At 40.1% G+C, this 18,634-nt stretch carries 16 protein-coding genes; all 16 read left to right on the plus strand.

Going from position 1 to position 18,634, the window contains the following annotated elements; translation table 11 throughout:
* The first annotated feature begins 65 nt into the window (after positions 1–65).
* The 16 genes from NST58_RS13105 to NST58_RS13180 all read left to right on the plus strand — a co-directional run bounded on the left by NST58_RS13105 (position 66) and on the right by NST58_RS13180 (position 18,623).
* Positions 66–5,270 (plus strand): phage tail tape measure protein, encoded by a 5,205-nt coding sequence (locus NST58_RS13105; protein WP_339248245.1) that lies wholly within the window; start codon positions 66–68, stop codon positions 5,268–5,270.
* The gene (locus NST58_RS13110) at positions 5,271–5,822 is read left to right on the plus strand and encodes a phage tail domain-containing protein (protein ID WP_076138795.1); all 552 of its coding nucleotides are present in this window, start codon (positions 5,271–5,273) and stop codon (positions 5,820–5,822) included. It abuts the gene before it with no gap.
* Positions 5,823–5,834: 12 nt separating this feature from the next.
* Positions 5,835–6,236 carry a hypothetical protein gene (locus NST58_RS13115; RefSeq protein ID WP_339248250.1) on the plus strand — a complete coding sequence of 134 codons (402 nt, stop codon included), beginning with the start codon at positions 5,835–5,837 and terminating at the stop codon, positions 6,234–6,236.
* 29 nt (positions 6,237–6,265) lie between these two features.
* The gene (locus NST58_RS13120; protein WP_339248252.1) at positions 6,266–8,977 is read left to right on the plus strand and encodes a hypothetical protein; all 2,712 of its coding nucleotides are present in this window, start codon (positions 6,266–6,268) and stop codon (positions 8,975–8,977) included.
* Between the two features lie 13 nt (positions 8,978–8,990).
* A complete protein-coding gene (locus tag NST58_RS13125; protein WP_339248255.1) occupies positions 8,991–9,563 on the plus strand; it encodes a hypothetical protein in 573 nt (190 codons plus the stop codon).
* 71 nt (positions 9,564–9,634) lie between these two features.
* On the plus strand, positions 9,635–9,778 hold the full coding sequence (locus NST58_RS13130; protein WP_162636801.1) for a hypothetical protein: 144 nt from the start codon (positions 9,635–9,637) through the stop codon (positions 9,776–9,778).
* An 87-nt stretch (positions 9,779–9,865) separates the two neighbouring features.
* Positions 9,866–10,384, plus strand: coding sequence for a hypothetical protein (locus NST58_RS13135; protein WP_339248258.1), 519 nt, complete (start codon positions 9,866–9,868; stop codon positions 10,382–10,384).
* A 13-nt stretch (positions 10,385–10,397) separates the two neighbouring features.
* Positions 10,398–12,629, plus strand: coding sequence for a phage tail spike protein (locus NST58_RS13140; RefSeq protein WP_339248261.1), 2,232 nt, complete (start codon positions 10,398–10,400; stop codon positions 12,627–12,629).
* Between the two features lie 39 nt (positions 12,630–12,668).
* Positions 12,669–13,214 carry a hypothetical protein gene (locus NST58_RS13145; RefSeq protein ID WP_339248264.1) on the plus strand — a complete coding sequence of 182 codons (546 nt, stop codon included), beginning with the start codon at positions 12,669–12,671 and terminating at the stop codon, positions 13,212–13,214.
* Positions 13,211–13,654 (plus strand): hypothetical protein, encoded by a 444-nt coding sequence (locus NST58_RS13150; RefSeq protein WP_339248267.1) that lies wholly within the window; start codon positions 13,211–13,213, stop codon positions 13,652–13,654. The genes NST58_RS13145 and NST58_RS13150 overlap by 4 nt, the downstream gene beginning before the upstream one ends.
* 244 nt (positions 13,655–13,898) lie before the next feature.
* Positions 13,899–14,663, plus strand: a complete 765-nt coding sequence (locus NST58_RS13155; RefSeq protein ID WP_081387723.1) for a phage antirepressor KilAC domain-containing protein — start codon at positions 13,899–13,901, stop codon at positions 14,661–14,663.
* Positions 14,664–14,713: 50 nt separating this feature from the next.
* On the plus strand, positions 14,714–14,926 hold the full coding sequence (locus NST58_RS13160; RefSeq protein ID WP_339248269.1) for a hypothetical protein: 213 nt from the start codon (positions 14,714–14,716) through the stop codon (positions 14,924–14,926).
* Between the two features lie 17 nt (positions 14,927–14,943).
* The gene (locus tag NST58_RS13165) at positions 14,944–15,402 is read left to right on the plus strand and encodes a phage holin family protein (protein WP_076316626.1); all 459 of its coding nucleotides are present in this window, start codon (positions 14,944–14,946) and stop codon (positions 15,400–15,402) included.
* A complete protein-coding gene (locus NST58_RS13170; RefSeq protein ID WP_339248272.1) occupies positions 15,402–16,253 on the plus strand; it encodes a M15 family metallopeptidase in 852 nt (283 codons plus the stop codon). The genes NST58_RS13165 and NST58_RS13170 overlap by 1 nt, the downstream gene beginning before the upstream one ends.
* A 2-nt stretch (positions 16,254–16,255) precedes the next feature.
* Complete coding sequence (locus NST58_RS13175; protein WP_339248274.1) at positions 16,256–16,606, plus strand: phage holin, LLH family; 351 nt, start codon at positions 16,256–16,258, stop codon at positions 16,604–16,606.
* Between the two features lie 124 nt (positions 16,607–16,730).
* The gene (locus tag NST58_RS13180; RefSeq protein WP_339248277.1) at positions 16,731–18,623 is read left to right on the plus strand and encodes a hypothetical protein; all 1,893 of its coding nucleotides are present in this window, start codon (positions 16,731–16,733) and stop codon (positions 18,621–18,623) included.
* Positions 18,624–18,634 lie beyond the last annotated feature (11 nt).

An 18,634-nucleotide genomic window follows, 5' to 3' on the forward strand; every position in this document is an offset into this window, starting at 1 on the left:
TTTTCTGTATGTAGACGTGTCAGTAGCAAAGGAAAATTTTCCTTAACAATCAAGGGGTGATGGCAATGGCAGACAACAAAGATGTAGTTGGTGCTCGAATAAGTTTAGATACATCTAAAATGATCCCAGCATTTAAGGCGATTGACCAAGGCGTAAAAGGGAACGCAGAAACCTTTAAAGTGCTAAATCAGGAAATTACGGTAACCACTAAAAACTATACAGCGTTAGCAACGGCTTCTAATAAACTTGCCCTCACTTCTGAAGAGCGGCGAAAGAAGATCATGGCTGAGTCGGAAGCTCTTGTTAAACAACGAACAGCTCAAACCGAGCTGATACAGACAAAGAAGAGCCAGATGGAACAAGCTAATAAATTAGTTGATGCTAAAATGGCTGCACAAGAAGCTATCATTAGAAAAAGATATGATGCTATTGAGCAACAAGAGCGAGAACATCAAAAACGGATGGAAACATTACAGAATAAAGCCACCGCTAGTGCTCTCAAATTAACAACAGGAAGTTCGTCATCTACAGGAACAGATAGCACACGAGAACGTGTATTAATGCAGGAACAAGCGATCCGACAAAAAATAGCGCAATTAGCTGAGAGAGAAAGTCAACAATCTCAGAAATATGCAGCCAACTACGAGAAGTTTTGGTTGAATGCATTGCAGGCTAGAGAACGTAAAGAAACACAGGTTCGCGAAAAAGCATTACAAGAAGAACAGCGTATTCGCCGTTCGTTGACTCAGACACAGACTCAGATCAACGGAATTACGGGTACAGCCGCACAGTTTGCTATGACGGGAACTTTGTACTATGCCTTTACAAGAGGAGCCACTGAGGCAATCAGTCTCCTTAAAGACTTTGAATATGAACTAGTAAACGTGCAGCGGGTCATGGGCGAATCCGCGGACGTTGGGTATGTCAAAGATTCAATGATATCCAGCGCCAAGGAATATGGGTATGCACTTCGAGAAGTCGCGAGTGTTTATACGCTCATCGCTCAGAACGGTTTTGACGAGAAGCAAACTGAACAACTGGCCAGAACAGCACTGATGGCTAAAAACGTTGAACAATCCTTTCAAAGTGCTTCCCAGGCTCAAGAATTAATGACAGGAGCAATTCTCAACTACGGGATGGCTGCTGAAGACTCTGAAAAGTTGCTTGATAAACTCAATGAAGTTTCCAACAACTTTCCAACAACATCTAAGAAGCTCTTAGAAGGTATAAACCGAGTGGGTGCTACAGCTAAAAACGCTGGAGTGGACATTGACGAACTTATCGGATATTTGACTACACTGAATCAAGCTGGTTTTTCTGGTTCTGTAGCTGGTAATGCTATAAAATCCTTTATTAGCTTCTCCAGTAGACCTATAGCAGTAGACAAGCTAGAAAAGTATGTTGGAGTGATGAGACAAGCTAATGGCGATATGATGAAGTTCCCAGAATTACTTAGTAAGATTGCAGCTCAGTGGGATAACCTCTCAGATGTTGAACGTAGCGAGATTACACAAGCCATCGCTCGGGGGGATCAAGCGTCTAGATTTATCGCTCTGATGAATAACTATAGCAAGGTTATGGATGTAGCTAAAGTATCAGAGGAATCATTTGGATCAGCACAAAGAGAAAACAACCTCACAATGACTACACTGACAAAGCAATCTGAGCAATTACGCGCTTCTTGGGATGAGTTGATTATATCTATTGGTGATAGCGGGTTACTTGGAGGATTAAAGTTAATTGTAGGCCAAGCCACTATCTTACTAGATGGGTTTAACCATCTACCAGGGCCCATCAAAAATACTGTCACATCGATTCTTTTGTTAGGTGGAGCAATTACGGTTTTAAACACGGGAGCCAGGATTCTGACTGGACAAACTCTGGTTTCTTTGGTTACAGGAGTCGCTGCCGCGGCTAAAGGGATGCTTGGGATGAAGGTTGCAACCGATGCAGCTAACGTATCACAAAAGGCTTTTATTGCCACGCCAATAGGTGCTGCTTTAGCAGGACTTGCAGTTGTCATAGGTGCTGCTACAACAGCATGGGCTTATTATAAAGGTACACAAAGTCAAGTGAGTGATGAGACTCTGCAACAGAATCGAAAAACAGCTGAACTAGTTGCTAGATACGACGAACTGAAATCTATCGTTGACGATAACACTAAATCGGACAAAGAAGTTTCTGCTGCGAAATCAGAACTGGCGAATGTAATGGATCGACTCAGTGCCACGATGCCTGGTCTTGTATCACAATGGGATGAACTTGGTAATGCGAAAGAGCTGGATATTCAAAAAATTGAAGAATGGAAGACGCGATATTCTGAGAGTATCAAAATCGTCGAACAAGCGAATCTGGATGCTGCCACGAAGCGAAAAGCAGAGTTAGAGCAGGAGATTGCCTATACTGACCTCGCTATTAAAAACGCTTCAGAGAGCGACCTGAGTTTAGTTGATAAGGTATTAGGAAAAACAGTTCAAACCCTACGGGAAATGTGGGGCAATGAAATGATTTCTTTGGGAACAGAACTGTCCCAAGAAGAGCAAAAAATCCTTGCAAGTAAATCAGCCATTGATGCCCTTAATGGTGTCACAGAGGCAAGTGTAGCGGCGAATAGTAGATTGGCCACAGCTGCAGCAGATTCAGCGGATTCAATGGAGAGTTACTCAGATTCAACGGACTCCGCCTCCACATCAACAGAAGAACTATCTGATGAAGTTAAAGCCCTCATAAAAGCGCAAGAAGAATGGGCATCAACAGTCAAAGGAAATAGTCAAACGGTTTCGGAACTAAACGGAGTACTAGCTGAACTGGCAAAAGGTCAGTCCTTAAATGCTTCAAACGCTACGGATCTAATTAACAAATATCCTGAACTTGCATCAGCGATTTATAAAACTGCAGATGGATGGGCGTTTGAGACGGATGCGGTTAACAATCTACGGAAAATGAAAATCCAGAAAGCTATTGATGACTTAAATTCAGAGAAATCGTCAGCATTTAATACAAAAGTAGCTACCGACGAAAGATTATCTGCCTATCAAATTGAAGCAGATGCTATTAAGAGCTTGGCACAGCTAAAGGCTCAGTTAAATGGTAGTAAGGCTATCACAGGAGATAACGTTACTCAAACCGGGGACGATCTCAAATACTTTAAATCACAGTTTAGAGAAGCGGGTATTGCTCAAGCAGCAGCAGAAGCGGAAATTCAGAGCATTATTGATGATTATGATACAGCAGCTAAAGTTTACGATGATAAGATAGCTGCACTTAGCAGTATGTATCAAGATCCATCATTTGGTGTATCTTCTAGTAAAAATTCTAAAGATAAAAGTGGCAGTAAGGATAAATCAAAATCATCAAATGCAGAAAAGGCAGAAAAGGCAGCAAAAGAAGCGGCTGCTGCACGCAAGGAAGCATATGATGAGGAAATGGATAACTTCCAGTATGTAGCAGAACGGCAAGGTTGGTCCATAGAACAACAGATTTCTGGTTACGAGCGGCTTAAGAATCGTCATAAGCAATACCTTGCCGAAGATAAAGATGCTTTAAAAGAATGGACTAGAGACATTCAGGCACTTAATGATAGTAGGTACAACGAAGATGTTTCGATTCTTGAGAAAAAAATCGAAAAAATGAGACAGGCAAATCTCCAAGAAGTAGAAATGGTGAAGACATCACTTAATTTTTATAATAAAGAGTTGTCGAAGTCTTATTTAACTACAGAACAGAAAGCGGAAGCTCAAAAACAAGTATTTGATCTAACGGTGAAATACAATGAGCTTCGTTACCAAAATTCCCAGACATGGATAGATAAAGAAGCCACTAAGATGGAGATGGCTGGAAAAAGTAAGATTAATATCATCACCATGGAACTACAAGCCTATGAACGAATGGCAAAAGATAAAAATCGAACTGCCGAGCAGAGCTTTGCGCTAGAAAAGCTGATTTACGAGCAAAAGAAAAGCTTGCTTGAGCAACAATATTCTGACTTTCAAAAGGATTTGAACCATAGAAAGGCTATGGGTCAGACTACTACCGAAAGTGAATTGCAGGATTGGTTAAAAATTCAGGCTATTTATCGTGTTGGTACAGATCAACGGATGGAAGCGGACGAACAAGTCTATGCACTACGTCAAAAGCTGATTGAAGATGAGACGAAGGCCGTTGAGACGTTAGCCAAAAACTATAAAACGAGTATCGAATCATCTAAAAATGCTGCTATTAAAGCAATAGAGGCAGAGCGGGATGTTTATGTTGCTGCGAAGGACGCCGAGATCCAAGCTATTGATGATTTACTTAGCAAGCAACAGGAATTAAATGAAGACCAAGACTACGAGAGTGCACTATCAGAAAAGCAAGCTAGATTAGCTTTACTTGCTTCAGCCGTAGGACCTGACGGAATTGCGGAACGAAAACAGGTTCAAAAAGACATTGAGAAGTTGCAACTCGATCATGAGCGCACCTTAGCTAAGAGAAGTCTGGAAGAACAGAAACAAGCCCTACAGGACGAAAAAGACGCTAAGAAGGATGCTTTTGATAAGGACATTGAAGCAACTAAAACGCATTATGATGAGTTACTGCAAGCTCTTGAAAACTTTTCTTCCGACACTGCCAATCGTGCGGAGTTGATGAAGAATATCCAAGTGCTGAAGGAATCTGAGAAAAATGCCGAGATATTAGCACAATTAGATCAGTTTATCGCTGATTATCAATCAAAGATGAGTGCTATTACAGCTTTAACACCATCTGTAGGCGGCGCGTTATCACTCATCACGTCAACAACTACATCCAAAAAAGATTTAGATTTAATTGAGTACAATACCAACAAAGATGCATGGGATGCGGCAAAAGCGGCTGGTAATAAATCAGAAATGGAGCGGTTAGCGGCAAGAAATGAGGAACTTCGAAAGATTTATGGTGTTACAAAAGATACAGGGAAACTTCAGACCTTTCACGAAGGCGGAGTAGTTAAAGGAACTAGAAGAGGAGAAGAAACGCAGGTAACAGCTAAGGTTGGAGAAATGTACATCAATGATCGTCAACAAGACAACTTGTTTAAGATGCTGAACTTCAGAATGCCATCTTTTAGTTTCACAATGCCCAGCACATCTGCATCTAATTCTTTTGGAGGATCAAATCCGCATCAAATCTACAACATTTTCGAAATGAATTCAGGAGATAATTATATTAAGGACGATTCGGTAGCGAAGACTTATTGGAACGAAAGAGATAATTTTGTTCGTAGAGCGCAATCCAGAACAGGGGTGAAATAATTGATTGTAGCTACAGCAGACGGTGTTCCACTATCATCTATTGGGTTAGGTTTGAAATCTCATAACATTCCTGTTTTACCACCAACAAAAGATAATACACTAGAACTAGCAGATAGAGATGGAGCGTTAGACTTTGGCAGTACCTATGGACCACGAACATTTAACCTCGAATGCATCGTTATGGCTGATGATTCAACTATAGACTATCACAACAGAGTCGCCCAAGTGGCGGCTCTTTTTAATATTCGAAAAGGAGATATTGTATTTACATTTTCGGATAGACCAGGGAAGCGATATATCGGACGATATGCAGGAACAATGGATATCCAGAAGATTATCTTTGATGGAGAATTAACGATTCCCATCACCATGTCTGAGAACCCTTTTCCAGAATCAGATGAAAAAGTTTATGAGACAACCATTACACAATCTCCGCAGACACTAAAAATTGTTTCTGATGGTGACGAAAGAGCCACACCATTGATCGTTCTGACCAATACCGGATTAAATACAATTCAGGGTTTTAAAATCATTAACGAATACGAACTATAGGAGCTGAGAAAAATGGCAATGCAAATATCTAACTGGCTATCAGCGGCACTTTTAAATGCTGCTTTTCGAAATGTGGCTTTTTCCCAACCATCAACAGTCTATCTAGCTTTATATACTTCTGATCCTACACAAGCTGACACAGGGACAGAAGTATCTGGTGGATCATATGCGCGAAAAGCGATCACCTTTGCTGTAGCCTCATTGGAGAATGGGAAAATGACGGTTAGGTCATCTGCTGATGTGGAATTTCCAATAGCTACGGCGGATTGGGGATTGGTGACACATGTCGGATTGAGAACGGCTTTAACAGGAGGAAATTTATTATGCTCTCAAGCCATCACACCGCGGTCTGCTTTGATAGGAGATAAACCTAGGTTTTATGCAGGTTCAACTCTTATTCGTTTCGCACAATAGATAAGGGCAATAAGGAAGGAGGATAATTAATGGCACAACAGCAAATGTATTCTGCGATAGCCAATTCGCCGGGCACGGAATTATCCGCGGCAATAACGGCAGCAGTTACGACTATACCCGTTGTAACCGGGAGTGTTTTACCAGAAGGTCCTAATATCATTACGATTGGTGTAGATGAAACGTCAGAGACCGTTCTCTATACGTCCAAAAGTGGAAATAGTTTAATCGGTTGTACACGCGGATTTGGAGGAACAACAGCAAAAGGATGGGCGGTAGCTTCACGCGTTGCCCGTTATTACACCGCCTACGATCACGAAGCATTTCGCAAAAATTTAACGGATCTTTCCGGAGTAACTTCGGAATCTACAACCGATGTCATCCTATCAGCTGGTCAGCAAATCTTAAACGCAACAAAGAACGCTAGACTACAAGGATTAAAGGTATCTGGATGTTCGCGAATAGATTTACTTGGTGGGGCTGGGAGTGGAGAGAGTTTAACGGGATGGGCGCAAGGGGCTGTTCCGGCAACACTATCAACTAGTATCAAACGCTCGGGAGCATCTTCCTTTAGGTTCGCGCCCACAAACACCGCGTCATGTGCCATGACAAAGGATTTCTATACCCCATTGGATGCGAACAAGCAGTATATTCTTGGTGCTTGGGTATATATTGAGTCCACGACAGTGTCAGGTTCCAGTATGCCTGTATTTTATCTGAGAGATGTTGGGACTTCAAACGCTAAGTATGTTGCAAGTGCAGTGAATACAACAGTAGGTAGTTGGCAATTCGTGTATTTAAAAGTGCCGACAAATAACACTCTCGTGGGGTCAGGATTCCGACTGTTTGCTGGATATACGTCCGCTATGGATGCTGTAATATACATTGACGAGATCCGCCTTTACGCCGTGTCTGCAGCAGACTATGCAGCTATTGGAACCACAATCACAGGCGAAGCTATAGACCGTCTTTTACCTTATGTACCTCCAGGTATTAATGGAGTAGATGGGTTGTATGTACGGAGATATGGACGTAATTTATTACCGGATAAGTTGGATACACTGCACGCCCAGGCTCGCGTTAATGGTCCATATGATGCAACTTTGACAGCGACTGGAACTGGCTATCAATCCGTAATTACCGTTGAGGCTGCTCCTGGACGTTACACGTTCGCTTATGAAGGAAACATCCAGGCAGTTGTAAGATTGATTTCTGATGTGGGTACGATTAATCAAATTAAAAACTCTGGTGATCCTATTCCATTCACATTTACAGTTCCAGCGGGTACAAAATCAATTAACATCATCTTTTTAAACACCGCCACTACTGGAACTTTCACCTTCCGTAACTGGCAACTTGAAATCGGCAGCACAACCACACCGTTTCAGCCACGCGAAGACTCTCTTATCGCCTTTAGCGGAGTAGAGTTACACGCTAACCCAACGGATGGCAGCGAACCGGATATACTGCGTGAGGTTAACGGACGGTATGAGGTGACGAGGTTATGGCGTAAATCTAATCTTGTGGGTGACTGGTCGTGGTTATTCGATACGAATTACACAGGTTTCAAACGTGTACGCGTTATTTTACCAACTTCTAGTGGCATAAACGCATCAGAACGAGTGACTAAGTATAACGGATACCCTTTATATCCTTCAGCGGGTGTTTATTCAGCTGCTGATCAATCAACGCTTTACAATGGTGTATTATACATTACTATTGCCATCACAGATTCCGGTTGGGGGGACTCCTACACTCCTACATCTGACGAAATTAAGGCATATTTTAATGGCTGGCGGATGTACAACGGCGCTAGTGGAGTGGCTACAAATCCATATAACGGTACGGCCGGACAAACAAAAGGATGGGTCGAGATTTTGAGTGCTGGCAATCCGGTAGGAGTATTGCCAACAACAATACCTTCGGGCTGGACACCGTATCAACTTCTATACCGTCTAGCAACACCGACCACGGAGACGGTACAAGAGGATGGCGCTCTTTCTCTGCTCGAAGGCGATAACTTTATCGAGGTAGGCAGTGGTTATATATCGAGGGAGCCTGCGAGACCGAAGAAAAATGCTTTATCAGACGTATACTACATTGGACTCAATGACGCAGGCAATGGTGGAGATTCTAGCCTGAAAAAACGCGCCTCCGAAATTAAACAAGTTTTTAAAAACGGTCTGCCTGATTTTTGGAATATTGATAAATTAGCAGACGGAACGTTTTATGCATGGACAGATAGATACGATACAACTGCCTCATACAGCGTATCTTATATCAGCCTAGATAAATCCCCGGTGTCAAGTGTAACAGGGGTGTATGCAGCCACTGAAAAGGGACAGCTACATGATCTTACGGATGGAGTAACTGAAGCTCTAGCGCGGGTATCCGTCGTTGAAGCCAAGAAAGCGGAAAAGGATGCAGGGCCTTGGATTACACCGTCCGCAGTGCTAAGCGGATTTACTGCCTTTGACTTAGCTTATCGCGTAAACAAAGGGTTTGTAGAATTTCGTGGCTATGTGTATTACAGCGCTGCTGACGTACCAGCGGGTACAAAGATTTTTAATTTGCCGACGCAGTTTCGACCTGTGCGAATCTCTAGAATGCTTACATCCTCATGGACATCAAAAGTAGATCCAACGTCGAGCGCAGTGTCAGTAGGTGTAAATGGAGATATAACAACAGAGGTCAACGTAAAGCAAAATATTATATTTGATGGTCTACGGTTTCCGTTAGATTAAAGGAGGCGATATCATGAGAAAAGCAGTACCGAAAGTAGACCTAAACGGATTGTATATAGAAGATGTAGAACCGGACGACTCTTTAATAGGGGTCGTCCCTATTTATGCCCAGCCAGTGCAGGAAGAAGCTCCTGAGCTGCCGGGAGATGAAGAGATCGAAGATGAACCGGACGCGCTAGAAGAACCAGAACAGCCAAGAGAGATCATCGGTTATCTCGTAGGCATTCCGTTGCCGACCGGGTTGTATCATCCGCGTTTCGATCTGTTAACATGGGATGCATATCAGGACGCTGTACTAGAGGCACAAAGCGATTATGCCGACGAGCTACATGATTGGCGGGAGCGATGGGCGGAGGGAGAGGAACAAGGTCCTGTGCCAGTTTATACACCTCCTACACAGCCTGATAACCTATGGATCGAGGGCTTAACACCAGAAGAGATTGCGGAGTTGACAAAGCCTGGAGAACAGACAGAAGTTGAAAAGCTGAAGCTTGAAAATGAAGCATTAAAAAAACTGATAGAAGATAAAGACCGGGAGAATAAAAATGCGCTTTTTGAAATTTATTCTATTTTGTTAGGCGGCTGATGACGGTGAACGTCATCAGCCGCCTTTTATTATGGCTATTACTGAAGTCCGAGAAAGGAGGTGGAATACAAATGATTATCGTTATGGCATCGCTCATTATTTATGGAGATATTACAATTGCTCAAGTCCCAACTGGCTCCAAGGCTGCTGTAAAGACGCGGCTTGCGACTCTTGGATATGACGAGAATGGCACGCCGTTAAAAATAGAAGAATAAATATTGTTAGTCACCACAAGCCCTCGAAGTTTTCGGGGGCATTTTTTTACGTATGGAAAATTTTCCTGACCAGAAAGGAGAGGAGTTATGTTCGGGGGTGCGTTTAATCGATTACCTTTTGATAGACCATTTCAACAGGAACTATCTTTCTCAGTTAATTTCGACATCATCACTGAAGTTGAATCTAAGCTTAATCTAGATATGGCTATTCCTGTAGTAGTTGAATTTATCACAGAATTCAATTCTGAAATGATACGTGAACAATCATTTGGAGCAGAGTTTGAGACTATGCTTAATTTTGAAACAACTATGGTTAGAGAACAGTCCTATAATGCTTTATTCGAACTTGCGCTTGAGGTTCAGGCAACAGTGAAATATACACATACCGATGAAATCATTTTTACGGGTGGGTTCGCACCAGGTGAGCGAATAGTTATTGATACCAAAAAAATGAAAATAACCAAGAATGGGCAAAACGTACTTCACTTGATGGATGGTGACTTTTTCGATCTCGTATTTGGAGAAAACAAGATCACATATACCGATCAAGAAATAACTAGATCTGTACTTGCGCGCGTTACTCATCGAGATAAATACCTATATTAAAGGAGGTACACATTTGGATTACCTTCAGTCTTATGATAAGAACATGAAGCGTGTGGGGATTTTAAATGATTCATACGATATCCAACGGAAGAGACGGATCAATTCGGATTACGAGATATCTTTCTTGGTGCCCATGAATTCAGAGGATTACCAAGAAAAATTATTAATTAAGGGTCACGTTAAGGACGAACGGGGTCAATTCTACGTTATCAATAGCAGATCCAGAGTAAGAGAAGAGCGTAAGCTAACAGCCTCTATCATGTGTACACATGTGATGTTTAAACTAACAGATTTCAAGTTTCCATATTCCTTATATATTAATGAGGCTTATGGTGTACCTATTTCTCGACTGACCAATCTAATTACTGAGGCAACTGGTGGAAGATTTACCTTTTCAATCGATGATACTTTCGATCTTCATGACGTAAAAGATTTTGGACAAGGAAATTGCCTTCAAGCACTAAATAAGATCGTGGAGATGTATGGATGCGAAGTCGAGCCAGATAACTTTGTCATTCATCTGAAAAAGAAAATCGGAATTGATGATGGACATCAGTATCGAATTAAGAAAAACATAGTATCAGATCAGTTCAAAGACGATGCGAAATCACTTGTAACACGATTGTACGCCCAAATGAAGGATGGGACGACTTGGATTGGTCAACCGTCCTCAATTTTAACAAACGAGGAGAAAACGCTGTTAGAGACTGTTCCGGGTGCAATAGTTGGCGGTATACTACAAGTCAATTATCTTATATCTCCTTACGCCTCAACTTGGGCTAGTGATTCCGTACCATATTTTGACGATGAAATTATTGAGCAGGACATTGATCCAAGCATTGATTCAAATACTGCTGTTAATGAGCTTCTTAGAGTAGCAAGACAGACACTAAGGGAAAGAGAAATCCCTACGTTTGAGGTTTCAGTTGACGGAGCTGATCTACACAAGATCGATAGAGAAGAGACAAAACCAAACCTTGGTGATGTAGTCTATTGTTACGATCCAGACATGGAAATGGTCAAACTTAAAGCTAGGATAACTGAACTCACAGAATATCCTTTCACTAAAGAAAAACACGCTCAAGCAACAATAGCTAATGTGATGTTGAGAGACTATGACGATATCATAGCCGACCTAGACAAAAGCAAAAAGTTAGTTGATAACCTATATTCAAACGGACGTATCCGAACAGAGCTTTTTGAAGCTGTAGCCAAGCAAGTAATTACAGATATTAACAACTCGAAAACTGAACTTATCTATCCGGAAGATGGCGGGATATTGGCAAGGGAAAAAACAAATCCATTACGTCAAGTTCGCCTTACATCGGCGGGATTGGGCATCTCAACGGATGGATGGCAGACTGTGCGTTCTGCTGTAACGGCAGGCGGTGTCTTAGCTGAAACAGTAATTGGACAGTTTGGTAGCTTTGTTTCAATGTTGATCGGAACTGGAAATGCCGTCACTCAAATCAATACCAATGGTATAGCAGCAGGACACGCAAACTTCAATGAAGCGCCCTTTCGAGTAGATATGGCTGGTAACTTGGTAGCTAATAAATTGACAGCAAACTATGCCTCAATAGCGAATTCTAACTTTTCTGGCGGGGCTATTGTGGGATCATCCATCAATGTAGGTAATGGCAAATTTGTAGTTAATTCCTCTGGTAGTGTTTATGCAGCTGATGGAACCTTCCAAGGAACCATAAATGCTAAAGGTGGAACGTTCGAGGGAAATATCTATTCAAGCGGAGAAATCATTGGAGGTATTCTTACTGGTGCTAGATTCAGAACAAGTGCACCTGGTATATACCCCCGGGTAGAGATTGATCCATCAAACATAGCGTTTGGAGTTTACTCAGATTCTAATAGTGGTATATCTATACCAGCCTACGACGGTGGTGTTTCAAGAATTATTCTCAGGGCCAATGGTAATGAATCTACCATATATAATTCTCCATCAGCTGGGCTTATAGTAAGTGGTTATGGAAATGTTACTCTTTCTGGATCGAATGTTAATCTTTCTCCAAGCTCCTCAGGACTAATTATTGTCCCATCATGGGCGAAAATTTTTAATGGACAGCAAACATTACAAGATCTAATAAGTGATCTCCAATCTGGAATAAGCTCACTTTGGTCATATATCTATAATCACACTCATACCGTCACTGTACCTCCTCATAATCATGGGAATTCCGCAAACTTGCCAAACACTGGAGGTGGAACCTATGCAACTTCAAAGCCTTAATGGTACTATAAGGAAAAAGTGTTTAGGAGGTTGGAAGTTATGAAAAAATTCGTCTCTGGTCTTGTTGTTGGCGTCCTATTGTTTGTTGGAGCTACGGTTTTTGCTGATTCTACAAGTTTGATTGGTCAAAAAATACAGGGGATATATACAATTGAAAAGAATGGCAAGAAAGTGGCAGATGCAGTTATTATTAATGGATCAGCATATGCTCCAGTTAGATCAGTGGCAGAGGCCTCAGGAACGACTCTAAAAGTAGAGGGGAAAAAGATTATTATGGGAGATGCAAATAATTCAACAACTTCGGCATTAACAACTTCTGTTCCGTTATCATCAGCTGAATTAAAAGAAGAACGGGATAGACTATTGGCAGAGATAGAAAAAAATAAAACATCAATTAATTATTACGAAGTGAACTATATTGCATTAGGCAAAGAACTTGTTGATAAACAACCTCGTTGGCAGGATACAATTAATGAAGGTATTAAGAAAATTGAAGAGTTAATGGCTGAATCAGCCACTTTGCAACAGAAAATTACTGATATTGATACCCAAATAAAATCAATTGAAGGCGATTATCAAAAATGAAGAAGAAATTAATAGTTATTACCTCTATATTAATTATTTTATTTATCTCATTTGTAGTAATTGATTATTTAACGAATGATCCTAAAAAAAGTGCATATGGAAGAGCAATGAGTAAACCAGTCCCAACATCTTCAGTGGAACTTTTCGAAAAGGAGACGTTCGAAATTGTCCGGATTTACGATGAAAAGTCAAAAGATCTTCTTCCATTAACCAAGGATGAAGAAACCATATTAAATGACTACTATAACAATTACTCAAGGAATCCTAGATTGAGTGGTGAACAAGAAAGCATGTATTCAAAGATTGTTGTATTAGAGACAAGTTACTCTTTATTTATCAGTTCTAAAGACAGTAAAGAAAAAGAAGTTATAAAAACAGCTAATGAAGCAATCACATCATTCTTTAGTTATCTTGAAGGTTTGAAGACAAATAAACCGTAGTACTACAGTATAAAAACAAATATATTCTATAACTAAGAAGGTCTCTCCTAAGGAGGGGCCTTTATTTGTGTATCTTAAAAAGTCAAATTCGTACTTGTAAACAATTTGAGTTGTTTGGGCTATAATTAATTAATGACATAACCGTAGCGAACAAGTACCAAAACACATATAAGCTTGATAGTAGAAAGCCTTCGATAACTCGGAGGCTTATTTTCATGTCCAAAATTGAACGGAGGAACTATTGATGAGCGAAAGTAGCATTTTTTTCTTTGAAGGGCAACACGAAGTGGCAGTTCTTACAAAAGCAGACGTTAATATTGAATTCAAGGGCGACTTCATTATTAGGGCGAAAGATGTGTCTATAGCACTTGAATACCAAGGAGAATCCGCAACAAATCATGTTCTGAAGTTTTGCAAAGAGGAACAGATTTATCACATCAAGAATTCGGACATTTTGAATCGAAATGTCCGAAAGCTCAATAATGCTGGAGAAAAGTTTATTTCCAGCCTCTCACTCAACCGCGTTCTAGGACAATCTGCTCAGCCGAAAGCTATCCCTTTTCAGGATTGGCTGTACGAAGATATGCTCCCAGCAATCCAGAAACATGGAATATACGCAACAGACAATGTAATCGACAACATATTGAACAACCCCGACTTCGGAATTGAACTGCTGACAAAGCTCAAAGAGGAACGTGCCGCGCGGGTTCAGGCCGAACGAACAAATGCCATTTTGATGCACGTTAATAAGACCTACACCGCCACAGAGATTGCAAAGGAGATCGGCTTTAAGTCTGCCAATGCACTCAATAGAGATTTGGAAGATCGGGGCATTCAATTCAAGCAGAATGAGACGTGGCTACTGTACAGCAAATACTCCGATTGTGGCTATGTCGAGATTAAACAAGAGGTTCTGGACAGCGGCAGAGTTGTGTATCATCGGCGATTCACTCAGCTGGGCAGGGAATGGCTGATTAAAATATACGAAAAGAAAAACGGCATTGCGTAACCATTCATAACTGGATGGTTATTATTTTTGCCTGAAAGGAGGCGTAACCTTTGGTGATTATAAAAAAACTTGAATTAGCACTTGATCTAACGAGACCTGCTGAAGAACTAGTTGAAGCGATTATAACAGTATTAGAATTTTACCCCGGGCGACAACTTGAGGTTTTGCAGCAAGTTGATCATAGAGTCGGTGAAATGTTAGGTGCATTGCAACCAAAAGAAAATACAAAATTAGAACCAGCAATAAATTCGGAAAAACAATAGAAAGGGGGCGAATTGTAATGACAAAATCTCAAATTGCTGCGTCAACAGTAGGCGCAGTACTTATTCCAACATTTGATTTTTTATACGGGGAGGCGGACGCTGTCGTAACCATCATGGTCGCACTTTTATTTTTTATTATCATGGATTGGTTATCTGGTATTAGAGCCGCCAAAAAGGATAACACATATGCCAGTAAATATGGAATTGATGGAGTCTTTCGTACGTTCTTCATGTTGCTACTACCCGCAGGTGGACATCTGCTTGATATGGTGTTCGGGTTGCCTGGAGCGATATTTGGTGCATTATCTATTGGAACCTTGTACCACGTTTTGCAGAGTATGACAGCAAACTCAATTCGGGCAGGTTGGGGGGATTCACTCCCATTGCCAGTCTTGGATGTAGTACTTAAGTGGGTGGGGAGTGAGCTGGACAAGAAGGTTAAACGCGCTGCCAGCAGAAAGGAGGACGATGAGTAATGCCTCTGACGCTGGATCAAGTAAAGAGTAAATCATCTAAACGCCTGGTTGGTCTGCATCCGTTCGTATTGGCTGCTGCGACAGTTTTAATTGAACGCTGTTACGTTCGGGGAGTGCCTATTGTTATTACTCAAGGATTACGAACTATTGCAGAACAAGACGCTCTCTACGCACAAGGGCGTACAAAACCAGGATCTATCGTGACCAATGCAAAGGGCGGGTATAGTTACCACAATTTTGGTTTGGCTGTTGATTTTGCTTTGCTGCTGCCTAATGGGTCGAGTGTTTCATGGGATATGAACCGAGACTACAACGGAAACAACATAAAAGACTGGATTGAAGTAGTGGAAGAGGCTAAGAAGCTCGGATTTGATTGGGGCGGTGACTGGACATCATTTAAGGATTATCCGCATTTCCAAATGGCCTTTGGCTTAACTCTTACTCAGCTGAGAGCTGGTAGCAAACCATCAGAAACAGCAATGGCAAAAGCAACGGCTATTTTAGATCGAATAAAAGGGGAGGCAGATGAAGATATGAGTAGAATTGCAGAACTGGAAGAACAAGTGAAGGAGCTATTAAAAGTCGTAACAGGCTTGACTAATAGCAAAGATGTACTTAAACAAGCTGCAACAGAGCAAGGGCTGAGTATCGCTAAAGTTTTATCTAGAGTGGATAAGTTGGAGGGTAAGGCGAATCTAACTGAAATACCTGCTTGGGCAAATGAGGCTGTACAAGCTGCATTTGATGCGGGATTGGTAGACACACCAACGGGTGGAAGTTATGACTTTTACCGGATGCTTAAGGTTTTGTATACAGCTGGATTACTCATCACAAGATTGGAGGGTAAATAACCATGCAACCAATTATTGATCAAGCACAACCCTATATTACTGCCGTTGCATTGGCTATTGTTGGTGTATTGGCTACTGTAATTTTGCGAGCAGTAGCGTTGCTACAACAAAAGGCAAATTCATGGTTTGATGCAAAGCTATCGGTATCTCAGCGGGAGCTACTACACAAGATAACAACTGAAGCTGTTGCGTATGCAGAAACTCTCTTTCGGCAAGCTGATGGGGAAAAGAAATTGGGAAATGCAATTCTCTATGTTGAGGAACAGTTAGATAAGAAAGGTATTAGTTTCTCTTCTGTTGAGATAACATCAGCGATAGAACATGCTTACTTAAGTTACGCGAAGAATAAGTAAAATAAAAAAGAATCCCCGTCTTTCTAGTAGAGGATGGGGATTTAATAAAAACGTTCTTGAGAATTAACTGTAAATATGGAATAATTTATTCGTGTTTACTCCAATACGTCAGGATGTTAAGTAAATGACAAAGAATAATAAGGGATCTTTCAGTGAGTCCTTTGGCATGGCTAAGCTTTTAGCTTTTTTGTTGTTAAATTATTTCGTGGATTTAATTACAGTTAGTGCTAAAAGACTTTTTAGCAAGACTTGGATTGCTGTCTTAATTACTCCGTTAATACATTTCTTTTTATGGTTTTCTGCCAAGGGGATCAACATTCCAATATTTAATTTCACTTATTCGCTATACGGTGAAATTAGTTTAACTCAAGCAATTAGCACTGATTTATCAATAATTGAAAGATTGACAAAAATACTGATTATTGCCTTGCCTTTGAGTTTAACCTTTTTTTACTTCAGTTACAAAGAACAAAAGGCGCTTGCCATGAGTAGCGTTTCTTTTTGGAATAGATCGACTGTAGTTTATGGTTTGACCTCTGTTTTATCAATTGCTTTTGGAACACATTTGAAAGGAGCGTTGAATTATTACTACTCAAATACATCATCAATAACTTTGTCACAATTGAACGAAGAGTTTTCTGGTAGAGTAATATTTCTTATTGTATTGAGTTTATTGGCAATAATAAATGGGGTTGAAGCGATTAAAGTTCATCTTTCAAACTTAAATATATCTTCTCAATTCAGATTCGCTTTAAATGAGATTGAACAGAGTTGGAATCTTCTCCCATATTCTTTAGGTGAGTTTCAGAAAGATCAGCTATATAAACGAATTAATAATAATATTAATGCACTCTTTCAATTGTTACTTCTCGGTATAGAGAAAAATACAGTTGATTTTTATAATGAAGCATTAATAAAATGGGAAAAAGCATTACAGTTAATAACTGAAGAAAATCCAGAAACACTAAAGCGACTAATTTTAAAACAAGGGAAAATGGATTCACGATATATTTCATTACAACGATCAATACTTAAAAACCAAGTTAACTTAATTAGTAAATTGTTAAGTTCGCATCGACTTGAAGAAGCAAATTACTCCTTTAATGTATTTCTTAGACTGGAATCTGGGGAACAGGAGTATTACACGGCACTTCATGAATTGGCAATCTTGTGTTATAGACAAGGCAATCTTGGTCTAGTATTAAGAAAATTTAATTCCTTAATAGAAAATCAAAAGAGCAAAGACAAGAAAATAAGCAGTGTGAATTCGATCTATGAACAGTTACTAATTTTAGCGGTTGAGAAAAATGACATTAGGGATCTTTCTGATATTGCTCATTCATTATTGAAAAATACAAAAATTATGCCAATAACTAATAGAACAACCCAAAGAAGAATACCGGTACAAAAATTAACATCAGCAAACCAAGATGAGGCCTTACGTGAATGTATTCTCTATATGATGATACAGACTCTTGTGAAGAGTGTTGAGGTTTCTCATTATTCATGTACAGGATTTTTAATAAAATTTATTGTTTCAAACTTCAATGGTGGATTTATTAAAGAAGTCTATGCTACTTCAGTGGACAACTTAGTAAGGGATAAAAATCATGAAAATCCATATTTAAAAGATAATAGAAATTCAAATATATCGGCATCTTTTAATTTTAATAACAGTTCATTGAGGTATTGTTTTGAAAAAATGTCTGTGCTTCTCTACTCCCAACAACGATTTGTTCAATACTATAACATAGCAATTGATAAATCCATTCAAATTGAACCTTATATCAATATTTCTAAATTACAAAATAATATTAATTACTTGTATAAAAAAATACTAAAAGTAGGGGATAAATACGGATTACTCGTGATAAGTGATTTAAAATTTATTAGTGTCGTAAAAGCTGAAGTGATTAATTTTACGAGTGTATATAAATCAAGCAAACAACCTAATAAAGTCAAAACAACAGTAAGAAATGGAAATGTATCAGGGAAGAAAAGGAATATGGAAGTATAATTGTATATACA

This window comes from Paenibacillus sp. FSL R10-2796, assembly GCF_037965315.1.
GTDB classification, from domain to species: domain Bacteria; phylum Bacillota; class Bacilli; order Paenibacillales; family Paenibacillaceae; genus Paenibacillus_AQ; species Paenibacillus_AQ odorifer.